General features: G+C 62.2%; 9 protein-coding genes. 6 read left to right on the plus strand and 3 right to left on the minus strand.

Going from position 1 to position 12,369, the window contains the following annotated elements:
* Window positions 1-82: 82 nt before the first annotated feature.
* Entirely contained in the window at window positions 83-1,078 is a 996-nt protein-coding gene (locus TU82_RS06410; RefSeq protein ID WP_057722289.1) for an aldo/keto reductase, read from the minus strand.
* Between the two features lie 112 nt (window positions 1,079-1,190).
* Between TU82_RS06410 and TU82_RS06415 the strand changes: the two genes are divergently transcribed.
* A complete protein-coding gene (locus TU82_RS06415) occupies window positions 1,191-2,102 on the plus strand; it encodes a LysR family transcriptional regulator (RefSeq protein WP_057722290.1) in 912 nt (303 codons plus the stop codon).
* On the opposite strand, the gene TU82_RS06420 is transcribed toward TU82_RS06415, so the two are convergent.
* Window positions 2,099-3,001 carry an AraC family transcriptional regulator gene (locus TU82_RS06420; RefSeq protein WP_057722291.1) on the minus strand — a complete coding sequence of 301 codons (903 nt, stop codon included), beginning with the start codon at window positions 2,999-3,001 and terminating at the stop codon, window positions 2,099-2,101. The genes TU82_RS06415 and TU82_RS06420 overlap by 4 nt on opposite strands.
* Before the next feature lie 101 nt (window positions 3,002-3,102).
* Here TU82_RS06420 and TU82_RS06425 point away from each other — a divergent pair, with 101 nt between their 5' ends.
* The 5 genes from TU82_RS06425 to TU82_RS06445 are packed head-to-tail and all read left to right on the plus strand — an operon-like array spanning window position 3,103 to window position 7,520.
* The gene (locus TU82_RS06425) at window positions 3,103-3,663 is read left to right on the plus strand and encodes a carboxymuconolactone decarboxylase family protein (RefSeq protein WP_057722292.1); all 561 of its coding nucleotides are present in this window, start codon (window positions 3,103-3,105) and stop codon (window positions 3,661-3,663) included.
* A gap of 42 nt (window positions 3,664-3,705) precedes the next feature.
* Window positions 3,706-4,767 (plus strand): acyl-CoA dehydrogenase family protein, encoded by a 1,062-nt coding sequence (locus TU82_RS06430; protein ID WP_057722293.1) that lies wholly within the window; start codon window positions 3,706-3,708, stop codon window positions 4,765-4,767.
* Window positions 4,764-5,567 carry an ABC transporter ATP-binding protein gene (locus TU82_RS06435; RefSeq protein WP_057722294.1) on the plus strand — a complete coding sequence of 268 codons (804 nt, stop codon included), beginning with the start codon at window positions 4,764-4,766 and terminating at the stop codon, window positions 5,565-5,567. The genes TU82_RS06430 and TU82_RS06435 overlap by 4 nt, the downstream gene beginning before the upstream one ends.
* Window positions 5,554-6,753, plus strand: coding sequence for an ABC transporter substrate-binding protein (locus tag TU82_RS06440; RefSeq protein ID WP_057722295.1), 1,200 nt, complete (start codon window positions 5,554-5,556; stop codon window positions 6,751-6,753). Before TU82_RS06435 ends, TU82_RS06440 begins: the two co-directional genes overlap by 14 nt.
* A complete protein-coding gene (locus tag TU82_RS06445) occupies window positions 6,750-7,520 on the plus strand; it encodes an ABC transporter permease (RefSeq protein ID WP_057722296.1) in 771 nt (256 codons plus the stop codon). Before TU82_RS06440 ends, TU82_RS06445 begins: the two co-directional genes overlap by 4 nt.
* A gap of 51 nt (window positions 7,521-7,571) precedes the next feature.
* On the opposite strand, the gene TU82_RS06450 is transcribed toward TU82_RS06445, so the two are convergent.
* A complete protein-coding gene (locus tag TU82_RS06450; RefSeq protein WP_057722297.1) occupies window positions 7,572-12,200 on the minus strand; it encodes a membrane-targeted effector domain-containing toxin in 4,629 nt (1,542 codons plus the stop codon).
* Between the last annotated feature and the right edge of the window lie 169 nt (window positions 12,201-12,369).

Here is a 12,369-nt window from a genome sequence, read left to right on the forward strand (position 1 = left end):
CGTAGGGCTATCGGCCTGGATCGGGGGAGCTTTAGGTACGTGCGTGCAAGAAAGAGCAGGCGCCGTCGGGCGGCGCCGCAGGTCAGATCTCCAGCATCGCCATGACCTCCTCGGGGTAGCGCAGGCCGGCCGTGGCATCCGCCGGAAAGATCGCCGCCAACGCCGCCCGTTCGGTCGCGCTCAGGTTGATCGACACGGCCGCCACGTTCTCTTCCAGGTATTTACGTTGCTTGGTGCCGGGGATCGGCACGATGTAGTCGCCTTGCGCCAATACCCAGGCCAGCGCGAGTTGGCCCGCCGTCACGCCTTTGTCCGCGGCCAGCGCTTGCACCTGCTTGACCAGTTGCAGGTTCTTGGCAAAGTTCTCGCCCTGGAAACGCGGGTTGAAACGGCGATAGTCATCGGCAGCGAAATCCTCCGGGCGCTTCAGTGCGCCGGTCAGAAAACCCCGGCCCAACGGACTGTAAGGCACGAAGGCGATGCCCAGGCGCTGGCAGGCGGCGAGGCAGCCGTTGTCTTCCTGATCGCGACTCCACAGTGAGTATTCACTTTGCAGGGCGCTGATGGGGTGAACCTTATGCGCCCGTTCCAGCGTGGCGGCGGACGCTTCGCTCAAGCCCAGGTAACGCACCTTGCCCTGCTGCACCAGCTCGGCCATGGCGCCGACGGTTTCTTCGATAGCCACCTCGGGATCGATGCGGTGCTGGTAGTACAGGTCCAGGGTGTCGATGCCCAGGCGTTGCAGCGTGCCGTCAATGGAAGCGCGAACGTACTCGGGGCGCCCGCTCACGCCACGCAGGGCGGGGTTCGCCGGGTCGCGCAGGATGCCGAACTTGCTGGCCAGGAACACCTGGTCACGCTTGCCGGCGATGGCCTTGCCGATCAGTTGTTCATTGGTGTGGGGGCCGTACATGTCGGCGGTGTCGAGAAAGTTGACGCCCAGTTCCAGCGCACGGTGCAAGGTGGCGATGGCCTCCGAGGTGTCGGTGCCTGGGGCGTAGAAGTCGCTCATGCCCATGCAGCCGAGGCCGATGGCGGAGACGTGGGGGCCGTTGTTGCCGAGTTGACGAGTGCGCATGGTGAAGCTCCTGTGGATGAGGTGCTCATTGTCACGCTCGACAAAACCTGGATAAACCGGCTAAAAGCACTATCACTGTTTGGAAAATCTAAACAATTGCCGGGAGCTCACCGTGGACCGTTTCAATGCCATGCGCGTATTCACCCGGATTGTCGAGTTGGGCGGTTTCGCCAGGGCGGCGGACAGCCTGCAACTGCCGCGCGCCTCGGTAACCATCCTGATCAAGCAACTGGAAGCGCACCTGGGCGTGCAACTGCTGCAACGCACCACGCGCCAGGTCAGCCCGACCCTGGACGGCGCGGCGTATTACCAGCGTTGCGTGCAGTTGCTGACGGATCTTGAGGAAACCGAGGCGGTGTTTTCCTCGCGCCGACAAAACCCGCGAGGCACGCTGAGCATTGATATGCCATCGGGCATTGGCCGTCTGATCGTGATTCCGGCGCTGCCGACGTTCACCGCGCTCTATCCGCAGATCGAGTTGGATATCGGGCTCAACGATCGTCCGGTGGATTTGATTCGCGAAGGGGTCGATTGCGTACTGCGCGGTGGCCTGGCGCTGGACGAATCGCTGGTGGCGCGTCCGCTGGCGATGATGGACCAGTTGACCCTGGCCAGCCCCGCCTATCTGCAGCGCATGGGCGTGCCCACCAGCCTCGACGAGCTGGCGCGGCACCAGATGATCGAGTATGTCTCCAGCGCCAGTGGCAAGCGCTTTGGCCTGGAATTCCAGCTCGGCGCCGAACTGCGCACTATCAACCTGTCGAAGGTGGTCGCGGTAAACAGTTCCGATGGCTATTTCGCCGCTTGTGAAGCGGGTTACGGGCTGATCCAGGCGCCGCATTATCATGCGATGAAGCAACTGGCCGAGGGCACGCTGGTGGAAGTATTGCCGCAGGTGGCGGTGCCGAACATGGCGCTGACGGCGCTGTACCCGCCGCATCGTCAGCTGTCCCAGCGGGTGAGGGTATTTGTCGACTGGCTGGTGGCGCTGTGCGCACAGCCGGGCAATGGTTTGCGGCGCTAGCTTTGCGCCCGGCGGTAGGCCCCCGGTTGTTGCCCGATGACTTTATGAAAGGCCCGGGTAAACGCCGCCACCGACTGATAACCCACCGCCAGGGATACATCCGCCACGGTCTGGTCCGCCTTGAACAACTGGCAGGCGTGGCGCATGCGCATCATCAACAGCACTTGGCCGGGTGACTGTCCGCACAGCTCATTGAAGCGTTTGAAAAACGCCGAGCGTGACAGTCCGGTGCAGGCGGCCATGCTTTCCAGCGTCCAGTTCTCTTGCGGGCGTGCGATCAACTGTTCCAGCAAACCGGAAAATGCCGGTTGCCGACCGAGTGCCGCCAGGCCGCCCAGTTCAGTGTTGTCGAGCACTTGTTGACGCAGCACATACAGAAACAGCAGGTGGCACAGACGTTCGAGCAAGGCCTGGGACGGCGCCGGCAGGCGTTCGCATTCCTGCAGGATCAGTGCGAACAGGTTGCGCGCGGCGGTCAACGACGGGTCGCCGGCGCGCAGGATGATCCAGGCGGGCAGGCTGTCGACAATCATCGCCGACAGCCCCGACTGGAAATCAAAGAAGCCGCAGACCAGCCCCGCGCCATCGGTGGCACGGCTGTCCAGGGGCAGCATCGGCCGGCGCGGGCACTCCTGCGCGCCTGCTGCGCTGTCCGCGCTGGACAGCCGATATTGGAGGTCGCGCAGCAGGAACACGGCATCGCCATTGTTCAGGTATTGCGCCGGTTGGCCGTCGATATGCAGCCAGCAGTCGCCTTGCACAATCAGATGAAAACTCGCCCTGGCCAGGCCATGGGTGCTCGCGTGCCAGACGCCGCAGTAGCGGCCGACATGAAACAGGCTGGTGTTGAGTTCGAGGCTCTCTAATAACCAATCGACAAGTGCACTGGACGAATTCATCTAATGAAAAGACTCTGGAGCAAGTAATCGCTACTTTAGCCTATTGAGGGGTTTTTTTATAACCAACAGACTGCAGCCTTCACCTATCAGGAGACCACTCCATGTCCCGTGTACCGTTGCTCACGCCTGAAACCGCGCCGGAGGCCGCCAAACCCTTCCTGGAAAATGCGCTGAAAGGCTCGGGGTTCATTCCCAACCTGCTCGCCGTACTGGCCAATGCGCCGGCGGCACTGGAAACCTACGTCACCGTCTCCGCCCTGAACGCCAAGTCGGCCCTGAGCCTGGCGGATCGTGAAGTGGTGCAACTGATCGCCGCTACAAACCACGGTTGCGATTTTTGCGTTGCCGGGCACACCGCCGTGGCGCGTAACAAAGCCAAGTTGCCCGAAAACGTCATCGAAGCGCTGCGCCAGCGCGGTGAATTGCCCGATGCGCGCTATGAGACACTTGCCGCGTTCACCCGTGAAGTGATCGCGACCCGTGGCGATGTCAGTGATGCCGGCTATGACGCGTTCCGCGCCGCCGGCTACACCGAGGGAGAAGCGCTGGAAGTGATTCTGGGGGTCAGCCTGGCGACGCTGTGCAATTTCGCCAACGTGTTTGCGCGCACGCCGTTGAACCCGGAGCTGGCGCAATACCGTTGGGAAAAACCGGCCAGCTGAATCGGCGCTGATCCACCTGTTGCAAAACAAGGAGAAACACCCATGCTTGACCCGATCTTGAGCCGATGGCTCGATGTTCAAGCGCAGGCCCTGGACGTGGGCAGTTGCGATCCACAGGAAGTACTGCCGCGGCTGGCAGAGGCCAATGTATTGCGCATCGGCGTGCCCAAGGCCCTCGGCGGCCTGGGCGGCGACGTGGCGGGGGCGGTGGAAGCCATCGCCAATATTGCCAGCCATTCCCTGGCGGCGGCCTTCGTCTGCTGGGGCCAGCGTTCCTTTATCGAATACCTGCTGCAAAGCCCCAATGCGCGGCTGCGCGAGCAACTGCTGCCGGACTTGATCAGCGGCAAGCTGGCCGGTGCCACCGGGCTTTCGAATGCGATGAAGTTCCTGTCCGGCATCGAGACGCTGCAGATCAGCGCCGCGCCCACCGAGCACGGCTGGACCCTCAACGGTCGCCTGCATTGGGTAACCAACCTGCGCAGGAACGGCTTCGTCGCCGCTGCGGCCATTGAACACGCCGGGGGCGGCGCGCCGTTTATCCTGGCGATCCCGGATTCGGTGGCCGGCTTGCAGCGCTCCCGCGATCTGGAACTGCTCGGGTTGCAGTCAAGCAACACCGCCGCCCTTGGCCTTGAAGGCGTGGAGCTGAGCCGCGACTGGCTGCTGCACGAGGACGCGCGCCAGTTCCTGCCCGCCGTGCGCCCGGCGTTCCTGGGCTTGCAATGCGGCCTGTCGATCGGGCTGGCGCGCCGCTCCCTGGCGGAGGTGGCCCATCACTTGGGCGCTTCGCGCACGGTGTTGCGTGAAGAACTCGAAGCGCTGCGGGTGACCCTCGATCACCTGGTCACTGAACTCAAGAACGGCCTGTTGGCCGGGCGCTTCGCCGCCGAACCGGTGCCGTTGTTCAAGCTGCGCATTGCCCTGGCGGAAACCGCCGCCAGCGCTGTGCAGCTGGAGCTGCAGGCCAGCGGCGGCAAGGCCTACCTCACCGCCCATGGCAGCGGCTTTGCCCGGCGCTGGCGCGAATCGGCGTTTGTGCCGATCGTCACGCCCAGCCTGGTGCAGCTGCGTACCGAACTGCAACGCCAGGCCAACCTATGAGTCCGGCGGTATTGACGGCCCGGGGTGTGTGCCTGGGGTATGCCAGTGGCCCGGTATTGCAGGGCTTCGACCTGCAGTTGCAGCCCGGTGAAGTGGTGTCGATCCTCGGCCCCAGCGGCGTGGGCAAGTCCAGTCTGTTGCGGGTACTGGCCGGATTGCAGGCGCCCCAGGGCGGCAGCGTGCAGGTGCTGGGTGAACCTTTGGATGGCCCGCATCCACGGGTGGCGGTGGCGTTTCAGGACCCCAGCCTGTTGCCCTGGCTGAGCCTGGAAAAGAACGTCGCCTTCGGCCTGGATTTTGCCCGCCAACCGCAGTTGAGCAGCAGCGAGCGCCGCCAGCGTGTCGACCACGCGATTGCTGCGGTCGGCCTGGAAGCCGCCCGTCATCAGTTCCCCGCGCAGTTGTCCGGTGGCATGGCCCAGCGCACCGCATTGGCTCGCTGCCTGGCGCGCCAGCCACAGGTGCTGCTGCTGGACGAGCCCTTCGGCGCCCTCGATGAAGTGACCCGCGCGGACATGCAGCACCTGTTGCTCAAGGTCAATCGCGAGCAGGGCTCGGCGGCGGTGTTGATCACCCACGACATCGATGAGGCCTTGCTGTTGTCCGACCGTATCCTGCTGCTGGGTAACCGCCCGGCATGCACCCTGGGCGAATGGCGAATCGAGCTGCCGCAACCGCGTGAGGAACAGGTCGACGCCATCGGCGCACTGCGCATCGACATTCTTAAAACCTTACGGCAGGCGAGCCGCCCTCAACCCAACCCCCTTGAACTGCTGGAGCCTAGCCATGTGTCTGGATGACCTGACCCACTCGCGCCGTGACTTTCTCAAACTGTCTGCGGTGCTCAGTGCCGCCGGCGCCTTGCCGTTGCTCAGCAGCCTGCAGGCACGTGCCGCCAGCGAGCCTGACGCGCCGGTACGCATCGGTTACCTGCCGATCACCGACGCCACGCCGTTGTTGGTCGCGCACAATAACGGGCTGTTCGAAGCCGAGGGTATCAAGGCCGAACGTCCGGTGTTGCTGCGCAGTTGGGCCCAGGTGATCGAAGCGTTTATCTCGGGCCAGGTCAACGTGATTCACCTGTTGTCGCCCATGACCGTATGGGCGCGCTATGGCAGCAAGGTGCCGGCTAAGGTGGTGGCGTGGAACCACGTGGGTGGTTCGGGCCTGACCGTGGCGCCGGGCATCACCGATGTGAAGCAACTGGGCGGCAAATCGGTGGCGATTCCGTTCTGGTACTCGATTCATAACGTGGTGGTGCAGCAGTTGTTCCGTGACCACGGGCTGACGCCGGTGGCACGTGCGGCAGGCGGCGCGATTGGCGCCAATGAAGTCAACCTGATCGTGCTGCCGCCTTCGGACATGCCCCCGGCATTGGCCAGCAAGCGCATCGACGGGTATATCGTCGCCGAGCCGTTCAACGCCCTGGCGGAGAATCTCAAGGTCGGCCGGGTGCAGCGTTTCACCGGCGATGTATGGCGCAACCATGCGTGCTGCGTGGTGTTCATGCACGAGCATGACCTGACCCAGCGCCCGGAGTGGTCGCAGAAAGTGGTGAACGCTATCGTCAAGGCCCAGGTCTGGACCCGCGACAACCGCGAAGAAGCGGTGAAGCTGTTGTCCAAGGACGGCCCGAACCGCTACACGCCACACGCCGAACCGGTGTTGAGCAAAGTGCTGGCGCCTGCCGCCGCCGATCGCGTCGGGTACCTGGCCGACGGCGCAATCCAGCACGCCAACTGGGACGAGCACCGCATCGACTTCCAGCCTTACCCATTCCCCAGCTACACCGAGGAACTGGTACGCCGCCTGAAAGACACCTTGATCGAAGGCGACAAAAAATTCCTCGCTGAGCTGGACCCGGCCTTCGTGGCCAGGGATCTGGTGGATGACCGTTTCGTGCGCAACGCCATCGAAGCGGTCGGCGGCATGAAGACCTTCGGCTTGCCCGACGGTTATGAACGCAACGAGGAGATTGGCGTTTGAACAGCGGCAAAACCGTAGCGTGGCCGGGCTGGTTGCTCGGCTTGGGCGGCCTGGCTGGTTTGCTGGTGCTCTGGTGGCTGGGCGTCAAGGTCTTCGGCGATGCGCAGGGTCTGTCGTCGCGCTTTTCCCTGGCGGCCACGTTCAGCAGCCTGTGGGAATTGCTGGGGCGCAGCGAGCTGTACCTGCACATTGCCGTGAGCCTCAAGCGTATTTTTATCGGCTTGTTTTTAGCCCTGCTGGTGGGCGTGCCGCTGGGGCTGCTGGTAGGCAGCTCGCGCAACCTGGAGGCGGCGACCACGCCGGCCTTCCAGTTCTTGCGCATGATCTCGCCGCTGTCCTGGATGCCCATCGTGGTGATGCTGATGGGCGTGGGCGACCAGCCGATTTACTTCCTGCTGGCGTTTGCCGCGGTGTGGCCGATCATGCTCAACACGGCTGCCGGCGTGCGTCATCTCGACCCGCGCTGGCTGCAATTGAGCAAGAGCCTGAGCGCCACGCGCTGGGAGACGTTGCGGCGGGTGATCATTCCCGGAGTGGTGGGGCATGTGCTGACGGGCGTGCGCCTGGCCATCGGTATTCTGTGGATTGTGCTGGTGCCATGCGAGATGCTGGGGGTCAGTGCGGGGCTGGGCTATTACATCCTCGATACCCGTGATCGGCTGGCGTACTCGGAATTGATGGCGATGGTGCTGCTGATCGGGCTGTTGGGCTTTGCGCTGGATGGGGTTGCACGGTGGTTGCACCAGCGCTGGGTGCACGCCGGTTGAAGGCTAAAGGGCCTGCGAACCGCGCAGGCCCTCGTTACACGCAGAGCCGTTTCACTCAGGCGCGAAGATTTGCAGGTCGCCCGTCATGTCGTTATGCGAGGTCATCGTGCCCTGCGGACCCGGCCGCGCGTCCGTGGAGTGGGTGCCGTAGCCGATCTTCAGGCCTGCTCGTTCATATACCCCAATGCCCAGCCCTCCGGTTGCTTCTGCCAGGCCTGTGATGCCTTGGGTGGTATTGATGTGCTGACGTCCGACCAATGCAATGACTTTGCCTTTATGCTTGTGTCGTAGCAGCTCGCGGGAAGCGTAGTAGTTCATTTCCTTGAGCCTGCGTGTGTTGCGCTCGGTTTCGCTCAGATTGGTGTACGCACTTCGATCATGCCGATGCCGAGTCAGATAAAAGTGATCGAGTGGCACCACCTCGATGCCGTTGTCCTGGAATTTCTGGATCAGCGCTTGCAGGTTCAACGCCGGGTCGGCAGGTCTTTGCCCAGGGCCCGTGTCTCCCATTCCATCGTCCTTGAGTCGCATCTTGTTGTCGTAAACGACGCCCTCGATACCGATGACCTTCACGTTTTTGCGTTTGAACAGGGTGATGTGCTCGTCGAGTGTGCGAAACGTGGCCAGGTGTCGGTGGTTCTCGCCAAATATCACGATATCCGAGCTGTCCAGGGCCTTTTCGATCAGGTCCGACACTGATTCGTAGGGCTTGGTTGAAGGGATGGGAGGGCGAGGCAGCGCAAGTTGCGTCTGCAGCGCTTGATAGCTTCGATTCATCTCCATTTCGAAGCGGTCCTGCGTGGGTTGCCTGCGGCTCGGGGTGAAATGAGCTTCGCTGGGGGCGCCCTTTATGGCGTCGACGTACTCTTGCGTGGTGGGCGGCAGATGATCGGCTTTATGCACGATAGCGCCCGTTTGCGGAGGCACTCCATTGAATCGCCGTTGCGAAAGTGAAGCCTGGCCGGGATGCTTGTACGGCTGCATCCGATGGTGTCGATGGGCGTCGGCGCGCGCTCTGGAAAAGTGGCGCGCGTCGGGAGACGGGGGCATAAGCGTGTGGCGCGGGCTGAAGCTCTCCAGGGGCGGGCCATAGGGCTGCATGCGAGAGGCGTCGAACGCGTACCACTGCTCGTTGTTTTTGACGGCGCTGGCGTTCACGGTGGTACCCGCCACTTTGGCCGTCCCAGTGGCTGCGGCGTCATAGCGTGCGCTGGCCGCGATCAACGCCGGTTGATTGGCCGTGCCCCTGAGGGTGCGCAGGCCATCGCGCGTGGCGCTCGCACCCTCATAGGCCAACTTGCCCGCACCCAGTAATAACTCACCCGCGCCGTTGAACGGATTGAGCTCTTTGAGCAGCGGGGGAATCATGATTTTCGTGACTTTGAGCGCCTTGCTCAGGGCGGAAGCCGTCGTTCCCAACGCCTTGCCCGCTTTGGCGGCGGCGCCGATGCCTGCGGTGATGAAGCCGAACATATCGAAGGCGACGTCGTTGATTCCCTCGCTATAGTTTCCGTCACTTAAATTGACAATGGCCGAGCGCAAGGGAATCAAGTCCAGAAAGGCATTCCTCAATGTTCGGGTCTGTTCGGCCCGGTGTTCGGCGGATGTGGTCCCGGCGGCGGCCTTGCGTCGTGCAGGGTTGTCGAGGTCCAGCGCTGCGAGGATCGATTCGGCGATGTGATGGCTGCGGGGACTCGTGAACATATAGGGCGCAGACGCGATGGCGGGCTGCTCCTCGTCGAGACTGTCGCGTTTGTAGCTGTCGGTATCCATCCAGGGAAGCAGGGGATTGGTCGGCAAGTAACTGACGAATGTCTGCAGGCCATCGACCACTTTAGCTTTGTCGATATCCGGAAAAAATTCTTCAACCTTACTGACTTCGTCCGCGACGTATTGCGGTGCGCGGGGCACCGTCCTGCCGTCAATATTGTGAATGACGCCTTTATCTGTGTCGAACTCATACTTGGACAGCTTGCCGTTGTTCTCTGCCGTCACCAGTATTTTGGGGCTGGTGTGAAACAACGTGGGGCTGATGAGCGGAAAGCGACTGACCCGGTAGCTTTTCTCCTGGAAATACCTGAGCTTTCCCGTGCTGAGGCTTTTTTGATCATCAGGTGGGAGTTGACTGAGCGCATTGAGCACAGAAAATTTTTTGACGGTTTTATGCTGAACGGTAGCGTTTGCAAAGGCTTTGTCGAAGGCGTGTTGAATGTTGAACTCAGGGCCTTTGGTGAAGGCGATAAGCGTGTCGATATCAACCCCGCTGGCGCCTTTCTGGATACCCCAGCGCTCGTCCATGACCACCCCCTCCATGACGATCTCAAGCAGCGAATAAGGCTTGCCGGGTTTGGGCGGCAGGCTGTTGGAGAGCCTGGAGTAGAGTTTTTCGTCGATCGAGGTGGTTTGCCCGAATGTCTTTTCCAGCAGCTCCCGCGCCATCTGTTCGCGATCGGGCATGGGCGTGTCCAATAACGCTGAGGCTTCTTGCAGTCTCCCTTGCTGATGGGTGAAGGCCGCTTGTGCCCGGCTGATTTCATCCTGGCTGTAACGCGCGTCGTCCTTGGCCTCGAGGATATTATTGGCTACCCCCCAGTCCACCATTGCCGCTGTTTGTACGGAGGCGGGAGCGGGGTGGAGGGTGCTGGCCATGATCATCACTTCGGCAAAGGTCATGGTGGCCGCCCGTCCAGGGGCCTGGGCTTCAATCGCGGCAGTGGCGATGCACAGATTCGCCCAGGCCTGGCTGCCGTAAAGTACATGCTCAGGGATATTCTTGACCAGAAATTGCGGCGCAGTGCGCATCAGCAACACATGCGCGGCGGTGTTGGCCAGGGCAGGCGATGTTCTTTCGTTGTCGATCAAATGCTGGCGCAGCGCCGCGACGATGGTGGAGGGCGGCTGGAACCAGTGGCCTTTTTGCGCCAAGTCGAAGCCGGCCAGGCGGTTTCGATGGGGGGTGGTGATGGACTCCGGATCGAGCCCCAGGTTGATCACCGCCAAGGTGTAATCGTTCACGCTGTTTTCGCTGGCAATGCCGTTCATCTCGGTTTGCATGGCCAGCCCCAGCGCCTGGCCATCCGTGGAATTCACGAGGGTTTCCAGGGTCTTGACCGGGTCTTCCAGGGTTTCGACAGACAGCGGCTGGCGCCTCATCAGGCATTCCAGCATGCCGAGCCTGGGGCTCTCCCGTTCGTCGTTCGTGCGGTTGAAGTGCTCGATGGCGGCGGCGCGCAGCGATGGCTGGTCTTCGACGCTCAAGGGTATCGGCCAGGACAAGGCCCCGCCGAAGTTGCCGAAAGGGTGTTGCCGGGCTCGCGCTGAGGCAGTGTGCGCCAGTGACAGCAACGCTTCGCGGGTGGTCGGTAGTGCAAAGCCGTTATCGCCGATGAAGGTCTCAAGGCTGACGGATTTACCGGGCTCCAGGATGTAGGGCAAATAGTGAGCGGAGTCCGGGGAAACATTCATCGGTGTTCGTTTCAAGTAGGCCGACACCTCCCGCGCCGATGGGTTTTGCGGCAGGTTTTCAACAGCGTCGTTGAGTTTCCGCGCCAGGTACTCCCAGTTTTTACGATTGCCCTGCTGCCGATCAAAAGCTTCGCTGCCACTGGCTTGGTCCAAGCGATCGAGCAGCAGTTCGGTGCGCGTCCAAAGTGCGTGGGTGCCGTCGAAGTGCGCCTCCAGCTCAGAGGTTTGCTTGAGGTCCTCCACTGTGTCCGGCAGGCGCCGGGGCTCGGCAATCGTCCTGACGCCTTGCGCCTGGTTTTGCGCGTGCAGCAGGTTTTTGGCCTGCTGCTGTTGGCGTTCCAGCAGTTGCGGCAGGCCTGTTGCAATGACGTCGTCGGCGACCGGAACCAGGGTTTGGCTGAGCTGATTTTTCCAGTCGCGCGGCAAGCTTTTTTCGACTGTCAGTGGCAGGCTCTGCATCAACTGCTGGGCGCTGTCGGGTTCATCGCTGATGCGTTGGCGCAGGGTTTCAAACGCCTTGCCTGGGCTGTCGAACGCCTCAAAACCATCGCGAGGGGTATACAGCACTGCCAGGCCTTGTTGTTCGCCGGGCTGTAATGTCCTGTCCACATCGGCCGTGTCGAAGCGACGCTGTGCCGATGAACCATCGCTGCTGGTGATGATAAAGGCGCCGGCCAGCAGGGTGCCGGTGGGCTGCGGCGTATCGAGCCTGAGCGGATACACCCCCGGCCGCTCGCCATCGTTCATGGTGCTTTCCCGAGCTGCCAGGGTAGGGTGCTCAATGGCGGTGTCGATCAGCGCCTTGGCAGCCGGTGCCAGGGTGCCGTCTTCCACCCGCAAGGCCGCCAGCGTGGACAGCATTTCCCGATGAGTACCCAGCAGTTGATCCTGCGCCGACTCAAGATCGTCTGCGTCAGCACGGGGTTCGGTCCAGAAGCGCGCAATGCTCGAAGGCACCTGGTGGTCGATGCTCGGTTGCCGATCTATCAGTGCCTGAATCTTCTGACTCAGTGCCTGGTATTGGTTGAGCAGCAGGCGCTGGTCGGTGATATGCAAGCCGTTCAGCAGGTCTGTACGAATCGCGCCGACGGGGCTGATGCCCGCCACATGAGCAGGCGTTGGCGATGATGCGCTGACAGGGCTTGCGGCAGGCGTGTGTATGTCCAGAGCAGCAACGTCCCGGCGCAGGCGGGGGTGGGCGATACCTATAGGCAAGGGTCTGACTCCAACAGCGTTGGCCCATGCTTCCTGACGACAATTGGGGGGAATCTTTCCTTGGTGGGCTTGCTGTATGTGAGATGCGGATCTCGGATGGTTCCGACTGATGCGGGGAAAAGAAACTCTAAAGATTTACCGCTCGTTTGCCGACGGGCAAGCGAGCGGC

The organism is Pseudomonas orientalis, assembly GCF_001439815.1.
In the GTDB taxonomy this organism is placed as follows: Bacteria; Pseudomonadota; Gammaproteobacteria; order Pseudomonadales; family Pseudomonadaceae; genus Aquipseudomonas; species Aquipseudomonas orientalis.